21 protein-coding genes are annotated in these 18,859 nt (G+C 48.7%); 1 reads left to right on the top strand and 20 read right to left on the bottom strand.

The genetic code is table 11. The features are described from left to right. Positions 1 to 110: 110 nt before the first annotated feature. Positions 111 to 353: a DUF2627 domain-containing protein gene (locus NFR98_RS01560; protein ID WP_014098074.1), complete on the top strand. Its 243-nt coding sequence runs from the start codon at positions 111 to 113 to the stop codon at positions 351 to 353. A gap of 9 nt (positions 354 to 362) precedes the next feature. Here NFR98_RS01560 and NFR98_RS01555 read toward each other — a convergent pair whose 3' ends face one another. From NFR98_RS01555 to spoIIIAD, 20 genes are all read right to left on the bottom strand, one after another. Continuing rightward, complete coding sequence (locus NFR98_RS01555; protein WP_014098073.1) at positions 363 to 1,106, bottom strand: glycerophosphodiester phosphodiesterase; 744 nt, start codon at positions 1,104 to 1,106, stop codon at positions 363 to 365. A gap of 118 nt (positions 1,107 to 1,224) precedes the next feature. Continuing rightward, on the bottom strand, positions 1,225 to 2,010 hold the full coding sequence (spo0A, locus tag NFR98_RS01550) for a sporulation transcription factor Spo0A (RefSeq protein ID WP_014098072.1): 786 nt from the start codon (positions 2,008 to 2,010) through the stop codon (positions 1,225 to 1,227). A gap of 165 nt (positions 2,011 to 2,175) precedes the next feature. After that, positions 2,176 to 3,459 (bottom strand): SpoIVB peptidase, encoded by a 1,284-nt coding sequence (gene spoIVB / locus NFR98_RS01545; RefSeq protein ID WP_014098070.1) that lies wholly within the window; start codon positions 3,457 to 3,459, stop codon positions 2,176 to 2,178. Between the two features lie 178 nt (positions 3,460 to 3,637). After that, complete coding sequence (recN, locus tag NFR98_RS01540; protein ID WP_014098069.1) at positions 3,638 to 5,341, bottom strand: DNA repair protein RecN; 1,704 nt, start codon at positions 5,339 to 5,341, stop codon at positions 3,638 to 3,640. A 17-nt stretch (positions 5,342 to 5,358) separates the two neighbouring features. Further along, complete coding sequence (ahrC, locus tag NFR98_RS01535) at positions 5,359 to 5,808, bottom strand: transcriptional regulator AhrC/ArgR (RefSeq protein WP_014098068.1); 450 nt, start codon at positions 5,806 to 5,808, stop codon at positions 5,359 to 5,361. 169 nt (positions 5,809 to 5,977) lie between these two features. Then, complete coding sequence (locus tag NFR98_RS01530; RefSeq protein WP_014098067.1) at positions 5,978 to 6,802, bottom strand: TlyA family RNA methyltransferase; 825 nt, start codon at positions 6,800 to 6,802, stop codon at positions 5,978 to 5,980. Further along, the gene (gene dxs, locus NFR98_RS01525) at positions 6,803 to 8,704 is read right to left on the bottom strand and encodes a 1-deoxy-D-xylulose-5-phosphate synthase (protein WP_014098066.1); all 1,902 of its coding nucleotides are present in this window, start codon (positions 8,702 to 8,704) and stop codon (positions 6,803 to 6,805) included. It abuts the gene before it with no gap. A 148-nt stretch (positions 8,705 to 8,852) separates the two neighbouring features. Next, a complete protein-coding gene (locus NFR98_RS01520; RefSeq protein ID WP_017550507.1) occupies positions 8,853 to 9,722 on the bottom strand; it encodes a polyprenyl synthetase family protein in 870 nt (289 codons plus the stop codon). Between the two features lie 2 nt (positions 9,723 to 9,724). Continuing rightward, positions 9,725 to 9,952 carry an exodeoxyribonuclease VII small subunit gene (locus NFR98_RS01515; protein ID WP_013859605.1) on the bottom strand — a complete coding sequence of 76 codons (228 nt, stop codon included), beginning with the start codon at positions 9,950 to 9,952 and terminating at the stop codon, positions 9,725 to 9,727. Continuing rightward, positions 9,945 to 11,285 carry an exodeoxyribonuclease VII large subunit gene (xseA, locus tag NFR98_RS01510; protein ID WP_014098064.1) on the bottom strand — a complete coding sequence of 447 codons (1,341 nt, stop codon included), beginning with the start codon at positions 11,283 to 11,285 and terminating at the stop codon, positions 9,945 to 9,947. Before xseA ends, NFR98_RS01515 begins: the two co-directional genes overlap by 8 nt. 158 nt (positions 11,286 to 11,443) lie before the next feature. Then, a complete protein-coding gene (folD, locus tag NFR98_RS01505) occupies positions 11,444 to 12,295 on the bottom strand; it encodes a bifunctional methylenetetrahydrofolate dehydrogenase/methenyltetrahydrofolate cyclohydrolase FolD (protein WP_014098063.1) in 852 nt (283 codons plus the stop codon). Between the two features lie 13 nt (positions 12,296 to 12,308). Then, a complete protein-coding gene (nusB, locus tag NFR98_RS01500) occupies positions 12,309 to 12,704 on the bottom strand; it encodes a transcription antitermination factor NusB (protein WP_026104520.1) in 396 nt (131 codons plus the stop codon). 106 nt (positions 12,705 to 12,810) lie between these two features. Next, complete coding sequence (locus NFR98_RS01495; protein ID WP_014098061.1) at positions 12,811 to 13,221, bottom strand: Asp23/Gls24 family envelope stress response protein; 411 nt, start codon at positions 13,219 to 13,221, stop codon at positions 12,811 to 12,813. 25 nt (positions 13,222 to 13,246) lie between these two features. After that, the gene (gene accC, locus NFR98_RS01490; RefSeq protein ID WP_014098060.1) at positions 13,247 to 14,596 is read right to left on the bottom strand and encodes an acetyl-CoA carboxylase biotin carboxylase subunit; all 1,350 of its coding nucleotides are present in this window, start codon (positions 14,594 to 14,596) and stop codon (positions 13,247 to 13,249) included. A gap of 13 nt (positions 14,597 to 14,609) precedes the next feature. Continuing rightward, positions 14,610 to 15,092 carry an acetyl-CoA carboxylase biotin carboxyl carrier protein gene (gene accB / locus NFR98_RS01485; protein WP_014098059.1) on the bottom strand — a complete coding sequence of 161 codons (483 nt, stop codon included), beginning with the start codon at positions 15,090 to 15,092 and terminating at the stop codon, positions 14,610 to 14,612. A 323-nt stretch (positions 15,093 to 15,415) separates the two neighbouring features. Then, positions 15,416 to 15,958 carry a SpoIIIAH-like family protein gene (locus NFR98_RS01480; RefSeq protein WP_013859613.1) on the bottom strand — a complete coding sequence of 181 codons (543 nt, stop codon included), beginning with the start codon at positions 15,956 to 15,958 and terminating at the stop codon, positions 15,416 to 15,418. 12 nt (positions 15,959 to 15,970) lie between these two features. Further along, positions 15,971 to 16,624, bottom strand: coding sequence for a stage III sporulation protein AG (spoIIIAG, locus tag NFR98_RS01475; protein ID WP_014098058.1), 654 nt, complete (start codon positions 16,622 to 16,624; stop codon positions 15,971 to 15,973). Continuing rightward, positions 16,614 to 17,255: a stage III sporulation protein AF gene (gene spoIIIAF / locus NFR98_RS01470; protein WP_014098057.1), complete on the bottom strand. Its 642-nt coding sequence runs from the start codon at positions 17,253 to 17,255 to the stop codon at positions 16,614 to 16,616. The genes spoIIIAG and spoIIIAF overlap by 11 nt, the downstream gene beginning before the upstream one ends. Positions 17,256 to 17,267: 12 nt before the next feature. After that, entirely contained in the window at positions 17,268 to 18,464 is a 1,197-nt protein-coding gene (gene spoIIIAE / locus NFR98_RS01465; protein ID WP_014098056.1) for a stage III sporulation protein AE, read from the bottom strand. A 4-nt stretch (positions 18,465 to 18,468) separates the two neighbouring features. Beyond that, entirely contained in the window at positions 18,469 to 18,858 is a 390-nt protein-coding gene (gene spoIIIAD, locus NFR98_RS01460; protein ID WP_014098055.1) for a stage III sporulation protein AD, read from the bottom strand. Position 18,859 lies beyond the last annotated feature (1 nt).

The raw sequence follows: 18,859 nt of genomic DNA, 5'->3' as shown, positions 1-18,859 counted from the left end.
GTCTCCGCTATTCTATTTTATTTGAAAGGGCTTACATTTACAATGGGCTGCATTGCCTGCGTCCAATCCCGGGTGTTATAATGATGGAAACGGTTTAAAGGGGGGCCGGGATGGGCAGGTTGGTGGCACTTTTTGTATTGGCGGTGCCGGTCATCGCCGCTGCTTATGGGATCAAATGGATGCGGGATATGGTTTTCGGGATTCCGGACCGCCCGTTTTCTTCGCTGACGCTCCAGTTTCTGACCGGGCTTTTGCTCTCTGCCGGCGGCATTGCCTTTACCGCCGGATTTATCCTGCACCGGGACAGAAAGCACCAAAAGGTACAGAAACGTTTCAGCAAACCATCAAAATAAAGCATCCGGCTATTGCCCGGATGCTTTTTCCCGTTCTGCTTTTCTTTCCTGTACCGCCATTTCCGGGAAATCCGTGATGATTGCCGTGCAACCGATTTTAAACAGCCTTCTCATATCTTTCGCTTTATTCACTGTGTACGGCCTGACTGCAACACCGTGGTTCATGGCGGCACGGATGATCCATTCGGCCGTTGTCAAAAGGCGCGGATGGATCGCTTTTGCTCGGATCGATTTCGCGTAGACCCACGGCATAAACATCACTTCCGAATACAGCGGGGCAATCTCCACTTCGGGTGCCAGACGGTAGCATTGAATGATGGAATAGTGGTTAAAGGAAGAAAAAATGACCCTTTCTTCCAAATGGTATGCCCGGATTAACGAAACGGCTTTTTCCTCGATCAGCGGATAATCCACTTTTGCCGTCTTCAGTTCAATATTGCAGAGAAGCTGGTTTTGGGCGAGCCATTCAAAGACTTCTTCAAGTGCCGGGATGCTTAGCGGTTTGCCGGTTTCGAACCGGTCAATCACATCAAGCGACCGTAATTGAGCAAATGTTAAATCTTTCACATACCCTTTGCCTTCTGTCGTACGGTTGACCGTTTCATCATGAATGACGACCAGTTCGCCGTCTTTTGACAACTGAATATCCAGTTCAATCCCGTCCGCTCCGGCCTTTTCCGCTTCGAAAAAAGCTTCCATTGTGTTTTCCGGACGTGTGCCTGCCGATCCCCGGTGGGCAAAAATAAGCGTCACTTGATACACACCCTTTATTTATTTCGTTCATCATTATATATTCCCCGAACAAGAAAAGCGTAACCTTTTACGCACGGAATCCGGCCGGTACAACTCACTGCACCGGCCCCTTTCCCTTTCAGGAAGCTTTGTGTTCGAGGCGGAGTTTATCAGCGACCATGGCAATGAACTCGGAGTTTGTCGGCTTTGCTTTGGTCATGGAAACCGTATAACCGAATAGGGTGGAAATGGATTCGATATTTCCCCTGCTCCATGCCACTTCTATCGCATGGCGGATGGCGCGCTCAACACGGCTGGCAGTGGTATTGTATTTCTTTGCAATTTCGGGGTATAACACTTTTGTAATCGAGCCAAGCAATTCAATATCATTGTACACCATTGCAATCGCTTCGCGTAAATACATATAGCCTTTAATATGGGCCGGCACGCCGATTTCATGGATAATGCTCGTAATGCTTGCATCGAGATTGACAGGCTTCGATTCCGGTTTGGAAGCTGCCATGCCGGGTGATGATTTCAGGACGGAGCCTTTTTTGCTTGTCTGTCGGATTTGTGAAACAAGCATGTCCATATCAAACGGTTTCAGCACAAAATAGGATGCGCCCAGTTCCACCGCTTTTTTCGTTACATCTTCCTGGCCGAAAGCCGTCAGCATGATGACGTTCGGCATCCGGGAATAAGCCGATTCTTTTAGTTTCTCGAGCACGCCGAGACCGTCCAGATGCGGCATAATAATATCCAGCAGCAAAATGTCCGGGTCCGCCTCTTTTAACTGTTCAAGGCATTCCGTCCCGCTGTATGCCGTTCCGCAAATTTCCATGTCTTCCTGCTGGGATATATAATCTTCTAATAAACGAACAAGTTCACGGTTGTCATCAACAATAAACACTCTGATTTTTTTCACTGCCACTGTCCTCCTCAAAAAAATAGCCGTATCTCTGTACAAGAATATGTTTCGACAATGGCGGAAAATTTCCTGCTTTTTTATTCATTATTTTTTGTTGAAAACCGGGACGCTGGAAAATCGCCCGGACAAAACGTCCGCACGCATTAATAATAGATAAGTGCATCATTCTTTAAAAGCGGAAGGGGACTTGCCCCCTCCGTAAATGCCTGCTTCATGGAGCATCCATTCGATATGGACGCCATAGCCGGATGTCGGGTCGTTGACAAACACATGTGTCACGGCACCGACAAGCCGCCCGTTTTGAATGATCGGGCTCCCGCTCATTCCCTGAACAATGCCGCCCGTTTTTTTCAGCAATTCCGGGTCGGTAATTTTGATGACCATTCCTTTTGTTGCCGGAAATTTTTGCGGAATGGTGCTGACAATTTTAATCGAATAGGCTTCCACTTTTTTCCCGTCGACAACCGTTAAAATTTTTGCCGGCCCTGTCTTTACCTGGTCTGACAGTGCAATCGGCATCGGTTTTGCATATGTGCTGTCTTTTGCACCCGGATCCAGCTGTCCAAAAATGCCGAATGGGCTGTTTTTCGTTATATTCCCGATCCGGCCTTCTTCGGTAAAACGCGCCAATTTTTCCCCTGGGCTCCCGTTTTTGCCTTTTTCAATCGACGTCACGACCGAATTGACAATCCTGCCCTTTTCGACGACGATCGGTTTTTTTGTGTCCATATCGGATATGACATGCCCGAGGGCGCCATATTTTTTCGTTTTCGGATCAATAAACGTCATCGTGCCGATTCCAGCGGCCGAATCTCGTATATAAAGCCCGAGTTTATACGACTGCCCGCTTTTATCTTTTAACGGCTTTATCGTTTTCCGGATGGTTTGTCCATCCCTTTTAATGACGGCATCCAGCGGTTTTCCTTCTTCCCCTGCCTGCTGGACAATTGGGGCAATATCGGACATATTTTCGATTTTTTTCCCGTTCATTTCAAGGATCATGTCCCCAACTTCAATTCCGGCCTGTTCACCGGGAGAAAACTTCCCTTTGTCCGTCTGCACAAGATGATGGCCGACGATAAGGACGCCGAGCGTATTCAGCTTGACGCCGATCGACTGCCCGCCGGGGATCATCTTAATATTTGGATGCACTTCTACTTCCGTTTTTTTGACCGGGATGCCCGCCAGTTTAAGAAACATTTCTTCCTTGCCGGCTGACTTCCCTTTTATGGAAACCGTATGTTGATGCGCATGAATTTCCGCACTGTTTCCGCTTGCCATTACAGCGGCAGCAGAAGTTTTATGAAATTCGATTTGCTGGCCTTCCAGTAAGCGAACTTGCTTCGGAAAGTGAAGATATTGTTGAAAAGGCTGCGAAAAAACGCATAATAAAAGTGAAACAAGGAGAAATCCGCCTGTCAGCTTCCTTATTTTTTCAAAGTTCAAACATTCCACTCTCCTCGCTTCCGGTTCACCCTGTTGTTTAGCCTTTGTTTGTTTTGGCTATGATTTTAATTTAGCCTTGAAGCGTTTTAAATATAACAGCGCCTGCGGGAAAAATGCTGCCCAATCTGGATAGAAAGGGTCCGGCTCCACCATTTTTCCAAATAGGCGGACCGGACCCTTATTTTATCGCTTCGGCCAGTTCGAGCAGCTCTTTCGCATGCTGTCTTGTCAACTCTGTCATTTCAACGCCTGAAATCATACGGCCGATTTCTTTAATTTTTTCTTCCTGACCTAAAGGCTTGACTTTTGTCCGCGTTCTCTCCTTTTCAGTCTCTTTCATGATCAACAGATGTGTATCCGCCATGGCGGCAACCTGCGGCAGATGGGTAATGCAGAGGACTTGCGAATGGACCGAAATGCGGTAAATTTTCTCCGCAATCGCCTGCGCAACGCGGCCGCTTACGCCGGTATCCACTTCGTCGAAAATGACGGAAGTGATCCCCTGGTGCCGGGAAAATATCGTTTTTAATGCCAGCATAATCCGCGACAATTCTCCGCCCGAAGCGGTTTTTGCGAGCGGTTTTAGCGGTTCGCCCGGATTGGTGGAAATGTAAAATTCAACCTGGTCGAGCCCGTCGCGCCGGAACGGAATGTCATCCGCCTCATAATAATCATCAGCAGCGGCAAGAAAACGGACTTCAAACTTTGTTTTATCCATATACAGCTGCTTTAATTCGGAATGGATATTTTTAGTCAGCTTTTCCGCCCATTTTTTGCGTAAATCGCTGAGCTGCTTGGCTTCCAAATACAGATCGCGTTTTACCGTTTGCAGTTCTTTTTCTAGAAGCTCCACATGATGGTCACGGTTTACGATCGATTCGATTTCTTCTTCAATTTTGGACCCGTATTCCAGAATTTCTTCGATCGAGCTACCATATTTTCGTTTTAACTGGTTGATCTCATTCAGCCGCGCTTCAATTACGTTAAGCCGTTCCGGGTCAAATTCAAGTCCGTCAAGCCGGGAACGGATTGAGCGGGACATGTCTTCGAGCGTATAAAAACAACTTTGGACGGATTCCAAAATGTCAGAGAGCTCGCCATCCACTTCAGCCGCGGTTTCAAGATGGCTCATGGCAAGGCTGAGCCAGTCGAGGCCATGCTGTTCCCCGGCAAGCGCTTCATACCCCGTATTCAATGATTCAAACAGCCGTTCAAAATTGACGAGTTTTCGTTTTTCTTCCGCTAATTCCTCGTCTTCATGCAGCCTCAGTCCGGCGTTTTGGATTTCCTCATGCTGGAATTGGATGAGGTCAAGGCGCTGGGCGAGCTGCTGGTCGTTTTCATTCATTCTTTTTAACCGCCCGTAAACGGCTTCGTATTTTTTATACAATTTTTCGTAATCAAGGAGAGCCGTTTCAATCTCACTTTGCCCGTACTGGTCAAGCAGTGGCAGATGGTACGTTTCGTTCAGCAGTTCCTGCGTTTCGTGCTGGCTGTGGATATCAATTAAAGTCGACCCGATTTCGCGCAGCACCGAAATCGTCACAAGTTTTCCGTTGATGCGGCAAACGCTTTTCCCTGTTTTCGATATATCGCGCCGCAAAATGACCATGCCTTCCTCAATCTCAATGCCGAATTCGCGGGCGCGATCCATGCACGGATGACCGTCCTCGACCAGAAATAAGCCCTCAATCTCAGCACGGTTTTCCCCGTGCCGGACGAACTCCGATGACCCTCTCCCGCCTGTTAGAAGCTGGATGGCATCGATAATAATCGATTTGCCGGCACCGGTCTCCCCTGTCAGGACGGTCAGCCCGGCTTCAAATGAAAGCGTTAATGCATCAATAATGGCAAAATTTTTAATCGATAATTCCTGCAGCAATCAAACATCACCACTTTCTACAGCAAGTCCAAAAACCGTTGCGAAACCGTTTCGGTCTCATCCTGGTTTTTGCAAATGATCAGGCATGTATCATCTCCGCACAAGGAGCCGATAATTTCTTCCCAATCCAAAATATCAATCAAAGCGCCGATTGCATGCGCGTTACCGGGCAATGTTTTCAATACGATCAGGTGCCCGGCTGTATCAATGCTGACAAATGCATCTGTCAGCGCCCGTTTCAGTTTCTGCATCGGGTTGAAGCGCTGGTCGGCAGGCAAGCTGTATTTGTACCTGCCGTTATTGAGCGGCACTTTGACAAGATGAAGTTCTTTTATATCCCTTGAAATGGTGGCCTGCGTCACATTAAAGCCGGCATTGCGCAAATGCTCGACAAGCTCGTCCTGTGTTTCGATATCATAATTGGTAATCATTTCCCTGATTTTGATCAAGCGCTGTCCTTTATTCATATCCTCACCTCAAGGATGCTCTTTTGTAAATATGCATCTACTTGTATGTTAGCGCATTTACGGGCAAATGTACAAGCAGCTTTTTTCCGTAAACGGGCTTTTTTTCGGGTGCGAAACGCCCTTATACAAAGCAGCCTACCGGTTATCCAATAGGCTGCCAAATCTTTGTCTATCCCTTCCTGAGCGTGGCATGGGCTTCTTCCACCACGTCATTTACGGTTACGCGCAACCGGTTGGCGCCGCCTTCTGTTTCGCTGGCGGGCTTTACGAGGTGGATTAAAAATTCAATATTTCCTTCCCCGCCTGTAATCGGCGAGAAGGAGAGGTTTTCCACCGAAAAGTTTTCACGCAAGGCAAGCTGGATGATTTTTTCGATCACTTCGCGATGGACATTTTTATCTTTTACAATCCCCTTTTTGCCCACCTGCTCGCGCCCCGCTTCAAACTGCGGCTTAATCAGGGCGACCACATCGCTTAAAGGTGCAAGGAGCGTTTTTAATACCGGGAGGATCAAGGACAGGGAAATAAAGGACACGTCAATCGAGGCAAATTCCGGAATGCCCTTTGTGAAATCCTGCGGGGTAACATAGCGGAAATTTGTCCTTTCCATAACAACAACCCGCTCGTCCTGGCGCAGCTTCCATGCAAGCTGGTTATAACCGACATCGAGGGCATAAGACATTTTGGCACCGTGCTGGAGGGCACAGTCGGTAAATCCACCGGTCGAAGCGCCAATATCGAGAACAATTTTGTCTTTTACATTAAGTCCAAATACTTTCAACGCTTTTTCCAGTTTCAGTCCGCCCCGGGAAACGTACGGAAGGGGATCCCCTTTTACGATGAGCGGGGCATCAGCAGCAATTTTTTCACCCGGTTTATCAAGGCGGGTCTCATTTGAAAAGACAAGCCCCGCCATGACCGCCCTTTTTGCTTTTTCTCTTGTTTCGATTAATCCGCGTTCTACGAGGAGAACGTCCACCCGTTCTTTTTTCATTTAAAATGAAGCCTTTCTTTGCTGTTTTTGAGGCAATATCTGCCGGACTTCCCGGATCAGCCGGTCCTTTGTCAGCCCGATTTCCTGCCATAATTCTTTTACGCTGCCGTGCTCGACAAAGCGGTCGGGAATGCCAATACGGCGAATGATCCGATCAGAGAAGCCACGATCACCCGCAAATTCCAACACTGCGCTGCCAAACCCGCCTGCAAGCACGGCCTCTTCCACGGTTAATACCGGCATTCCGGTGCGGAAAACGGCTTCGAGCATTGCTTCATCAAGCGGTTTGATAAAGCGCGCATTGACCACTTTAACCGATATCCCTTGCTTTTGCAAAAATTTCGCTGCTTCCATGGCCATCGGAATCGTCGTCCCAAAGGTAAGGATGCACACGTCATTTCCTTCTTTCAAGACTTCCCAGGTGCCAAGCGGGATTTCTTTTAATTCTTCATCAAGCGCTACGCCGAGGCCATTGCCGCGCGGAAACCGCATCGCGATCGGCCCGCCGTCATATTTTAAAGCCGTGTATACCATATGCTGGCCTTCATTTTCGTCTTTTGGCATCATTAACACCATATTGGGCAGGCTGCGTAAAAAAGCAATATCAAATACGCCCTGATGGGTTTCGCCGTCCGCGCCGACAAGGCCCGCCCTGTCGATCCCGATGAAAACATTTAAGTTTTGCCGGCAAATGTCGTGGACAACCTGGTCATACGCCCGCTGCAGGAATGTCGAATAAATGGCCAAAAACGGTTTCATGCCCTGGGTGGCAAGCCCTGCAGCAAAAGTGGCGGCATGCTGCTCGGCAATCCCGACATCATATACCCTTTCCGGAAGCTCCTGCTGGAACCGTTCCAGCTTCGAACCAACTGTCATTGCCGGCGTAATCGCGACAATGCGCGCATCTTCCTTTGCAAGGCTGAGGACGGTATCGCTAACAAGTTTGCTCCAGGCAGGAGGGGCATCCGCCGGTTTGATAAAATCGCCGGTTTCAATTTTATACTGCCCGGTGCCGTGCCAGGCGCCTTTCGTATCGTTTTCGGCCGGTTCATATCCTTTTCCTTTTTTGGTAACGACATGCAAAAGAACAGGGCCTTTCGTCTTTTTGGCATACTGAATATTTTCGAGCAATGCATCAAAATGATGGCCGTCAACAGGGCCTAAATAAGTGAAACCGAGTTCTTCAAAAAAAATCCCGGAGACAAGCAAATATTTCAATGAGTCTTTCAGCCGTTCTGCAGTGGCCGCAAGCTTTCCGCCGACAGCCGGAATTTTTTTCAGCAGGAATTCCAGTTCATCTTTTGCGCGCCGGTATTTATTCGCCGTTCGCAGTTTGCCGAGCACCTGGTGAAGCGCGCCGACGTTCGGGGCAATCGACATCTCATTGTCATTCAGCACAACGATGATATCCCGTTTTTCATGGCCGATATGGTTGAGCGCTTCAAATGCCATGCCGCCGGTCAGCGCGCCGTCTCCGATCACCGGGACAATATACGATTTTTCTCCTTTTAAATCGCGGGCGACCGCCATGCCCATCGCGGCGGACAAGGAAGTGGAACTGTGCCCGGTTTCCCAGACATCATGAATGCTTTCATTCCGTTTCGGAAACCCTGAAAGCCCGTGGTATTGGCGCAGTGAGCCGAACTCTCCAGCCCGGCCGGTTAAAATTTTATGCACATATGACTGGTGTCCCACGTCCCAAAGAATTTTATCATTCGGGCTGTCAAAGCATTTATGCAGGGCAAGCGTCAATTCCACGACACCAAGATTCGGCCCGATATGCCCGCCGGTCTTCGACAATGTTTCAATCAAAAAGCGGCGGATTTCCGCGCTCAGTTGTTTCAAAGCGGGGATGTCCATTTGTTTCAAAAAGGACGGGTCCTTGATCGATTCAAGATCCAATGCGGATCACTCGCTTTCCTCATCAATATACGGCATCACTTACATCTATTATAAACAATCAACGCGTTTAGACAAGAAATACCTCATTTAAACAAACGCCGCCGGTTTTGCTGTTCCGGCCGTTCGGTTTGCGCCAAATGAACGGCCGTTAATGGTCCCGCGTTTCGATCATCCCCGTCAGTTCCATTAAGGCGCCGGTTTCAGCGCCGGTTTCAGCGAGGCACTGCTTTGCAAGGCGAGTATGGCGCCTGAGTTCTTGTTTGGCACCCTCAAGCGTTAAAAGAGCCGGATATGTACTTTTATGGCGGGATTCATCGCTGCCGACCCGCTTGCCGATTTTTTCCTGTTCCCCCTCGATATCCAATATGTCATCCCGGATTTGAAAAGCGAGGCCGAGATGATCGGCAAATTGCCCGAATTTTTCCAGCTGCTCTGTTGACGCGCCGCCAATCATCGCGCCGGCAAGCACGCTGAAACGAAGCAGTTTGCCGGTTTTGTGGGCATGGATATATTGTAGTTCCTCGAGGGTCAGTGTTTTATTTTCGCCTTCCATATCCGCCACCTGCCCGGCGACCATGCCTTCCGGACCCGCAGATTTTGCAAGGAGCGCAATCAGTTTTACCTTCAAAGCGTCATCCAACCCCGGATCTTCGGCAATCAGTCCGAAACTGTGCGTCAAAAGGCCGTCGCCGGCAAGAATCGCCACCGCTTCGCCAAATACTTTATGGTTGGTCGGCTTTCCTCTCCGCAAATCATCATCGTCCATTGCCGGGAGGTCATCATGGATCAGAGAATAAGTGTGGAGCATCTCGACTGCACACGCGGTCTGCATGCCCCGACCAGCCGGTTTACCGAGCGCGGATACGGTTGACAACAAAAGAAGGGGGCGGATCCTTTTCCCCCCGGCCTGGAGGGAATAATGCATCGCGTCTTTTAATACAGCAGGCGCACGAAGATCCGCGATATATTGTGCCAGGTGTTTTTCAATTTCTTTCACATCATACGCAGGCTTCTGCACGGTTATTCCTCCTCCCGGATCTCAAAATCCTGCTCTTCGCCATCCTCCGACATGATTTTTGCCAGCTGTTCCTCTACATTTTTCAGTTTTCCGTGGAGTAATTTGGACAGCTCCATTCCCTGTTTGTAAATGGAAATGGCTTCTTCGAGGGGCACATCCCCTTCTTCCAGTTTCCGCACAATGTCTTCCAGTTGCACCATCGCTTCTTCAAAAGTTAATGAATCAGCCATCTTTTTTCCCCCTTTCAATTTTATCTACCGTGCACAAAAGGCCGCCGTCCGTCAACCGGACCCGGATCGTTTCACCCGTTTTGGCCTGGCTTGTTTTTTTCAGGATCGTTCCGTCTTCCGCCATAGCCAGACTGTAGCCCCTTTCCATTACTTTCAACGGGCTCAGCGCTTCAAGGGCGGAAATATTTTTGGCAAAACGATGCTGCTTCTCCCGCAAGACCGCTTGCATTTGCTTCACGAGGTTTGCTTCAAGGCTCGTGAAATTCCGCCGCGCCTGCAGCAGTTTCTGTTCAGGACGGTTGCGCAAAAGCCGGCCGTGCAGATTGCGGGTTTGTTCCTCCGCTGTACCGATTAAGCGCCCCGCTTCCCTGTGCAGGCGATCTGTAAGGCGATCAGCCTGCTCGATTTGCTGGCGGATGAGCCGGTAAGGATTTGTCAAAACGGGCGACCGTTCAAGGTAAGCAAGCCGGCTTTTTTCATAGCGTACTTTCTCCCGCATGTTTCGTATAAGCCGCGTCTTTAAATGCAAGATTTTTTCCCGTACGTCATCAATATGGGGAACAGCAAGTTCAGCTGCAGCAGTCGGCGTCGGTGCCCGTAAGTCTGCCGCAAAATCGGCGATCGTAAAATCCGTCTCATGGCCGACAGCAGAAATCACCGGAATATTTGACGCAAAGATCGCCCGGGCCGTTATTTCTTCATTAAAAGCCCACAGCTCTTCGATGGAACCGCCGCCCCTTCCGACGATCAGCACATCCGCTTTGCCGATCCGGTTTGCCTGTTCAATTGCCTTTACAATCGAAGGGGCTGCATTTTCCCCTTGGACAAGGGCCGGATGTAAAATGATTTCAGCAACCGGATATCTTCTCCTGATGGTGGTGATGATATCGCGGACAGCAGCCCCTGTCGGCGATGTGATCACCCCGATCACTTTCGGATAAGCCGGGATGGGCCGGCGGTTTTGAAACAGGCCCTCTTTCTCCAGTTTTTCTTTTAGCTGTTCAAAAGCAAGATAAAGTGCGCCGATTCCGTCAGGCTGCATGCTTTTCACATACAGCTGGTAACTGCCGCCTGCTTCATAAACAGATACGGAACCCGTAACGAGCACTTTCATACCGTTTTCCGGCATAAACTTCAACGTCCGGTTTGCAGAAGCAAACATGACCGAAAGCAGTCTCGCTTTTTCATCTTTTAATGTAAAGTACATATGGCCGCTTGAATGCCGTTTGAAATTGGAAATTTCCCCTTTTACATGGATATCGTTTAAATAAGGGTCCGCGTCAAATTTCCGTTTGATATATTTTGTCAGCGTGTGTACGGATAAATATTGCATCGCTTTCCACCACCTTTCTCATGCATGAAGAAAGCTGCCTTCCCGCCGGAAGTCAGCTTTCTTTTAATGCCGCCCGCTCCCAGCACAAATGTCTCCCGGCACACTTCCGGACGATAAGCGGTTTTCCGGAAAAATGCCGTGACGGCAGGGCAGCCTGTTTAACGGTACAAGCGTTTTGCGGCTTTTACTGTATTGGAAAGCAGCATGGTAATCGTCATTGGCCCTACGCCGCCCGGGACAGGGGTAATATAGGAAGCTTTCTCCTTTACTTCATCAAAGTCAACATCCCCGCACAGCTTCCCGGACGCGTCACGGTTCATCCCGACATCAATGACGGCAGCACCCGCTTTGACAAAATCCGCTTTGATGAATTTTGCTTTGCCGACAGCACTGACCAAAATATCCGCCTGGCGGGTGAAAGATTTTAAATCGGCCGTTTTCGAATGGCAGTATGTGACGGTCGCATTTTCATTGAGGAACAGCTGGCCGCATGGTTTGCCGACAATATTGCTGCGGCCGATTACGACAACATGCTTCCCTTCGATCCGGATGCCCTTTGACTTCACCATTTTTAAAATTCCGTGGGGGGTGCAGGGTAAAAAGGTATCCTGGCCCGTCATCATCCTCCCGATATTTATCGGATGGAAACCGTCCACATCTTTCTCCGGGCTGATCGCTTCCACGATTTTTTGCGCATTGATATGCGGCGGCAAAGGAAGCTGGACGAGAATCCCGTGAATGTCAGGATCTTCATTTAAGGTTGCGATATGTCCGAGCAGTGCCTGTTCCGACACGTCTTCGGGAAGCTCGATTAAAACGGATTTCATTCCGAGCGCGCGGCACGCTTTTTCTTTGTTTTTGACGTATGTACGTGAAGCCGGATCGTTTCCGACTAATATGACAGCAAGCCCCGGGATAATCCCCTGTTGCGTTAACTGCTCCGCTTCCGCCTTTATCTCTTTTCTGAGTGCTTCGGCCAGTTGTTTTCCGTCAATGATTTCCGCTCCCATTATCCATCCCCCGTTATTTAGATTCAATCGAGTCTTTCATTTGATTCAAAACGCCATTAATAAATTTGGCAGATTTTTCATCTGCAAACCGTTTGGCAATCTCGAGTGCTTCGTTGATCGCCACATTGGCGGGCACATCCTCTGCGTACATCAGTTCGTAAGCGGCAAGGCGCAAAATATTGAGTTCCACTTTTGCAAGCCTGTCAAGCGTCCAATTTTCAAGATGCTGGCTGATCATGGCGTCGATTTCCGCGAGATGTGTTGCCGTTCCGTTTACCAATTTCTCAAGATAATCATCACTTTCCTGCCCGTCCAGCGCATTCCGGATCGCATCTTCCGGGCTCGCTTCATTCATATCCATCTGGAATAAAGCCTGAAGCGCTTTTTCGCGGGCGGTTCTTCTTTTCATCATTCGGCAGTAACTCCTTTAAAAAGCTCAAATTCGCATGCTTTTATTGTAACAGAAAGGTGGGACCAAAAAAAGGCCAGGACGCTTTGCCCGGACCCTTTTTCTCTTACTCTTCCGCCTGAAATTCAGGCTCCGCTTTCTGCGTATCAAATTGAATGCCGACAATATGAATATTCACTTCCGACGCTTCCAGGGCAGTCATATTGAGCAAAGCCTGGCGGATATTATCCTGGACTTCCTGGGCAACTGCCGGAATGGAAACGCCAAAATTCATGGTGCAATAGACATCGACTTTAATGCCATCATCACTCAGTTCCACTTTTACGCCTTTCCCGTGGTTTTTCCTGCCAAGGCGCTCCACGACGCCGCTTGCGAAATTGCCACGCATTTGGGCAACCCCTTCGACTTCGGAAGCGGCAATGCCCGCAATCACTTCAATCACTTCAGGAGCAATTTCCACTTTTCCCAAGCCGTCTTCATCATGATGCATTTCCAACATTTGGTTGTCTTCTGCCATCTTCAACACCTCCTATAATTACACGTTATTTCATTACATCATATTTTTCAAGGAATTTCGTGTTGAAATCCCCTTCGACAAAAACTTCATGTTCGAGGAGGCGCTGATGGAACGGAATCGTCGTGTGGACGCCTTCCACGGCATATTCGCTGAGCGCGCGTCTCATGCGAGCAATCGCCTCATCGCGCGTCGCTCCGTAGGCAATGAGCTTGGCAATCATGGAATCATAATACGGCGGAATGCTGTAACCCGGATATACGGCCGATTCCACGCGGATGCCGATCCCGCCCGGCGGCAGGTAAAAGTTAATTTTGCCCGCAGACGGCATAAAATTCTTTTCCGGATTTTCGGCATTGATCCGGCATTCAATTGCCCAGCCGTTCCATGTGACTTCATCCTGCTTTAAGGATAACGGTTCCCCGGATGCCACAAGGATCTGTTCTTTGACAAGATCCACGCCAGTGACCATTTCTGTAACCGGGTGTTCCACCTGGATGCGGGTATTCATTTCCATAAAGTAAAACTTCTGGTTGCGGTGGTCAAAAATAAACTCGATGGTGCCGGCCCCCGTATAGTCAACCGCTTTTGCCGCTTTCACGGCAGCCTGCCCCATTTCTTCGCGCATTTCGCTCGATAGTGCCGGGGACGGGGATTCTTCAAGCAGTTTTTGCAGCCGCCGCTGGATGGTGCAATCCCGTTCGCCCAGGTGGATCACATTGCCGAATTTATCAGCCATGACCTGGATTTCAACATGGCGGAAGTCTTCAATGTATTTTTCAAGATAAACACCCGGGTTGCCGAAAGCAGTCGCGGCTTCCTGCTGGGTGATGTGGATGCCTTTTACAAGCTCTTCTTCATTCAAAGCTACGCGGATCCCTTTGCCACCGCCGCCGGCCGTTGCCTTAATAATCACCGGATAGCCGATTTTTTTTGCGACGACTTTTGCTTCTTCTGCGTCTTTTACAAGCCCGTCCGAACCCGGGACAATCGGCACGCCCGCTTTTTTCATCGTTTCGCGCGCCACATCTTTTGCGCCCATTTTCGCAATGGCTTCCGGGCTTGGCCCGATAAACTCAATATTGCATTCTCGGCAAAGCTCGGCAAAATCGGCATTTTCAGCAAGAAATCCGTAACCGGGATGGATCGCGTCACAGCCTGTTAAAGTTGCTGCGCTGATGATGTTGGCAAAATTTAAATAACTGTCTTTCGATGCTTTCGGGCCGATGCAGTACGCTTCATCCGCAAGCTGGACATGCAGTGCATCTTTGTCCGCTTCCGAATAAACGGCCACGGCTTCAATCCCGAGGTCGCGGCAGGCACGGATAATCCGAACCGCAATTTCGCCGCGGTTTGCAATCAAAACTTTTTTAATCATGAAAGTCCGCTCCTTACTTTGTCTTTACCAAAAATAATGGCTGGCCGAATTCAACAAGCTGGCCGTCTTTGACGAGGATATCTACAATTTCCCCTTCCACTTCCGCTTCGATTTCGTTAAACAGCTTCATCGCTTCAATCATGCATACAACCGTATTCGGGCTGACTTTGGAGCCGATTTGCACATACGGTTCTTCTTCCGGGGAACCCGCCTGGTAAAAGGTGCCAACCATCGGCGACACGATTTTATGCAGATTTTCGTCGGCTGCTTGCGCCGGAGCTTCAGGCTGCGGGTTTTCTGCAAGCTGGCGGGGCTGCGCAGGCATTTGCGGGGGTGCGGAAACCTGAGCCACTTCACGCACCGGGCGTTCAATGACTTGGACGCCGGTGTTTTTCTTCATTTTGATGACGGTCCCGTCGTTTTCAAATTCAAATTCATCGAGGTTTGAACGGTCCACAAGCTCGATCAAAGCCTGGATTTCCTCTACTTTCAGCATATATGACACTCCTTCGTTTTTTCAGCTTCTAAAATTGTTAACAATTTATGAATAAATAACTATCCATATCATACGATAACCGGAGGCGAAAATTCAATCATTTGTATAAAAAACGGATTCCCGGCACATTGCAAAAATGCCCTTCCCCGCTTGGCGCAAAAAGGAGGAAGCGTTTTACGGAAATTTAAAATCACGCGCAAATCTATTTTTCAATCATTTTTCAATCATTTTTTAAATATAGAAAAAAAGCCCGGCAAAAAAGCAATCTCCCTTGTTTTCCGCACAGAAAAAAGGGCTGTAACCGCCCCCTATTCTGGCTTTCCTTAATTTGTCTGGAATTCCACGGCCAGTTTTGGCGTATTGCCCAATTCCTGGTTCACAAGCTTGACGATTTCATTTGCAGCCGCTTTATCGTGCTTTTTCGATTTGACGGTCACGACCACTTCATCGCCGTCTGCCTGAACGAGCGCATCCTCATATCCTTTTGCTTTGATCAGGCTTTCTAAAACCTGTTCTTTATTCGCCGTCTCCGTTAATTTTTTCATTTCATCCATTGCCTTGCTTTTTTCATCCGGCGTCAGGTCGGTCGATGCGAGTTTATTGGTCAGTTCTTCCTGCTTTTTGCTCATTTCATCCTGCCGCTCAAGGCGGAGCGTCTCAAACACTTCATCACTGGCAGACTTTGTTGTCAATTTGATTTTTTGCGAACCGGAAGCCTTTTCCTTCGTTGCCGCAGATTCCTTTTCTTTTTCTTGCCGGGTAACCTGATTCGTCGTTTTTGGTTCCGCCGTCACATAGTACACGGACAAAACCACAACAAGGCTTAACATGGTCAACAGCCAGACCGTTTGTTTTTTCAAAAGCATACCCATTCCTCCTCATTCTTTTTTTGGCATGACGGAAACACGGTAACTTGCGATATCAAGGGCGCTTGCAACAGCTTCTTTTACCGATTTTTGGATGGAGACGTCGCCGCCACCCTCGCAAACGACTAACACCCCTGTGATCTCCGGCTTCCTGGTTTCCGTTACAAGCGGCACTTCCTTGTCCCCGTTTTGGACGATGACGACTTTATCATCTTTTGAAATGCTGTCAATTTTCCGTTCCCCGCCGTTTTTATCTGTTTCGGTTGTCGTTTCATTCCGGATGGTGGCGTTTTTTTCGTACACTTTGCTTTCTGATGTGGCCACATTCACTTGGACGTTTACGGAACCGACGCCCTTGATTTGTTCCAGAATGCTTTTCAGTTCTTTCTCATATTGGTTTTCGTACGTGGAGATCGATTTTGATTTTTTGGAAGTGCCTGCACCGAATGCGGCTGTCCCTTTTCCGCCTGCCGTTTTTACGGGTGAAGATGCAGTCAGCGCTTCGTTTTTTTCGCTTGAAGTCCCGAAAAGGTCGTTGATAAACATCATCCCGAGACCGGAGATCAATAGTACGGTTAACAACACAAGCTTTTTCTTTTTATCCGGCGGGCCGGATGGCAGCCATTTTTCTTTCAGTTTTTTGAACGGTCCCTGGTTACGATCCATTTTCGTTTTCAAGCCCCCCTTCGAAACGGAGATCAATTTTTTCTTTATTGATTTTCCAGCGATTTGACAACATGGCAATGATCGATTGCTGCTCCCGTGTGCTTTGTTTTTCTGTTTGTTTATCCGTCCCGATTTCAACCGGTTTAATGGCAGCAACAGTCTCTTTTTCGTTTTGCGCTTCCAGATAGACGTGGATTTTTTTTACGTTTGACGCTTTTAAAGCGGTAAGATCCCCGCTTTTGGCCCCGTCTTTCCACTCGACCGTGATTTTTGAAATCGATTTTCCAAACGCTTCCTCTACCTCCCCTTCCACATCCTGCTTCAGTTGGACAGCCATTTGTTGTAATGTATATTCCTGCTGCATGTCATTTATTTCTTTTTTCTTCGTTTCAAGCGCATTTTCTTCCGCAGACGGGCTTGAAGTACTGGAATCCCCGAATTTTTCTATCCATATGGCAGGATCTGTGGAAAAGAGCCGGAATACGGGTGTGACGATGATGGCAATGAGCAAAAGCCCGGTCACAAGCTTTGTATATTTCCGCATCCCGGAGTCAGGCAGAAGCATGTCCGTTATGGTCGCCAAAAGGATAAAAATGATGATATTCAGCACCCATTTTGTCAAAACGTCCACAGGTCTCCCCCCTTAACGCATCATCATCGTAAGATTGCCCGCCGTAACGATGATCGTAATGCTGAGAAAAAACATGATGGTCACAATCGCGAGGGCGGCAAATACGTACAGCATGTTTTTGCTGATGATATCAAGACAGCTGATGACCGGCCCCCCGCCGAGCGGCTGCAAAAGGGCGGAAGCGAGCTTGAACATGAACGACATGGCGAAAATTTTGATAGCCGGAAACGCCGCAATGAGCAGCACAATGGCGACACCTGCAATGCCGAGCGTATTTTTCAAAAGGACGGAAGCGCTGATCACCGTATCGGCGGCATCCGTCAGCATCCGCCCGACAACCGGGACAAAATTGCCGGTCACAAATTTTGCGGTCCTGACCGCAAGCCCATCCATCACCGCCGTTGCCGTCCCCTGAACGGACAAGACGCCTAAAAACACAGCCATAAAAGCGCCGAGTATGCCGATCCCGAGATTGCGCAACAGACCGGCCAGCTGTGTTGCTTTGTGCTGTTCCGAGAGGGTGCTGACGACGCCTAAGAGCGTTGAAAGCAGCAGAAGCGGCAGCACGATGATCTCGACCAGCATGCCGCTTGTGCCGGAGAGAAAAATAATGACCGGGTGAAAAAAGGCTGCCGATCCGGCGCCGCCCGATGTGGAAAGCAGCGCCAGCAAGAGCGGCATCAGCGCCAGGATAAAACCTTTCATTGTCCGGATCGCCTCAAGCGCATATTGAAGGGCGACATGAAAACTGTTCAGGGCAATAATGACGAGCACCATGAAAACAACCGCATACGCAATTTTGCTGATCGTCCCTTGCTGGAACGAATGATGCAGGTTTTCCAGCAGGATGCTCAGAATCGTAAGAATGATGAGGGAGCCTAATAGTTTTGCATTGATCAGCAGCTCCTGAAAAATATACGAAAGCAGCCCTTTCAGCCAGGCTTGCAAAGAAAAATGCTTTTCGCCTTTCATAAAATCCATAAGGCTCCCTTTCTGGCTTTCCGGCAAGTATCCGCCGTATTTGCTGACAATTTCATCCCAGTAGTTTTTCAGTTCTGATAAGTCCAATTGATTCAGTTGTTCATCGACCATTTTTTCCGGAATGTTCTCCTGTTTGTCCGTATTTTCCGAAGCGGCGGATGCCGGCTGTGCGAAGAAACAGAAGGCAAACAGAATGAAAAGCGCGATGCACATTTTTTTGCGCCCCATATTCTCAACTCCCTGCACGCGGAACGAGATTGACAATCGTTTCAATCAGCACGGTAAGAATGGGGATGGCCATTGTTAAAATTATGATTTTGCCGGCCAGCTCCACCTTTGCCGCAAGTGCCCCCTGCCCGGCATCTTTTGTAATATTGGATGCAAAATCGGCGATATAAGCGACGCCGATAATTTTCAGGATCGTTTCGATATACATCGTGTCGACATTCCCTTTTTGGGCAATTTTTTGCAGCAGGCGGATGATCTCATATATCTTGTCCACCAGAAATAGAAAGATAAAACAGCCGGCAAAAAGCGTCAGCAAAAAGGCAAAATTCGGTTTCTGCTCTTTTAATATGAGCGCAAGGAAAGTCGTGATGAGCGCCACACCCGCAATTTGCAAA

Source organism: Weizmannia agrestimuris (genome assembly GCF_943193165.1).
Classification (GTDB): Bacteria; Bacillota; Bacilli; order Bacillales; family Bacillaceae_C; genus Weizmannia; species Weizmannia faecalis.
The sequence above is the reverse complement of the archived record's forward strand: the minus strand, read 5'-3'. Positions and strand labels throughout refer to the sequence as shown.

Excerpts from the sequence above, each read along its gene's own strand:
- spoIIIAE (WP_014098056.1), bottom strand. The coding sequence starts at position 18,464 with ATGGGGCGCAAAAAAATGTGCATCGCGCTTTTCATTCTGTTTGCCTTC.
- NFR98_RS01560 (WP_014098074.1), top strand. The coding sequence starts at position 111 with ATGGGCAGGTTGGTGGCACTTTTTGTATTGGCGGTGCCGGTCATCGCC.
- spoIIIAG (WP_014098058.1), bottom strand. The coding sequence starts at position 16,624 with ATGGATCGTAACCAGGGACCGTTCAAAAAACTGAAAGAAAAATGGCTG.
- folD (WP_014098063.1), bottom strand. The coding sequence starts at position 12,295 with ATGGGAGCGGAAATCATTGACGGAAAACAACTGGCCGAAGCACTCAGA.
- NFR98_RS01515 (WP_013859605.1), bottom strand. The coding sequence starts at position 9,952 with ATGGCTGATTCATTAACTTTTGAAGAAGCGATGGTGCAACTGGAAGAC.
- NFR98_RS01480 (WP_013859613.1), bottom strand. The coding sequence starts at position 15,958 with ATGCTTTTGAAAAAACAAACGGTCTGGCTGTTGACCATGTTAAGCCTT.
- xseA (WP_014098064.1), bottom strand. The coding sequence starts at position 11,285 with ATGCAATATTTATCCGTACACACGCTGACAAAATATATCAAACGGAAA.
- NFR98_RS01495 (WP_014098061.1), bottom strand. The coding sequence starts at position 13,221 with ATGGCAGAAGACAACCAAATGTTGGAAATGCATCATGATGAAGACGGC.
- ahrC (WP_014098068.1), bottom strand. The coding sequence starts at position 5,808 with ATGAATAAAGGACAGCGCTTGATCAAAATCAGGGAAATGATTACCAAT.
- accB (WP_014098059.1), bottom strand. The coding sequence starts at position 15,092 with ATGCTGAAAGTAGAGGAAATCCAGGCTTTGATCGAGCTTGTGGACCGT.
- nusB (WP_026104520.1), bottom strand. The coding sequence starts at position 12,704 with ATGAAAAGAAGAACCGCCCGCGAAAAAGCGCTTCAGGCTTTATTCCAG.
- NFR98_RS01530 (WP_014098067.1), bottom strand. The coding sequence starts at position 6,802 with ATGAAAAAAGAACGGGTGGACGTTCTCCTCGTAGAACGCGGATTAATC.
- accC (WP_014098060.1), bottom strand. The coding sequence starts at position 14,596 with ATGATTAAAAAAGTTTTGATTGCAAACCGCGGCGAAATTGCGGTTCGG.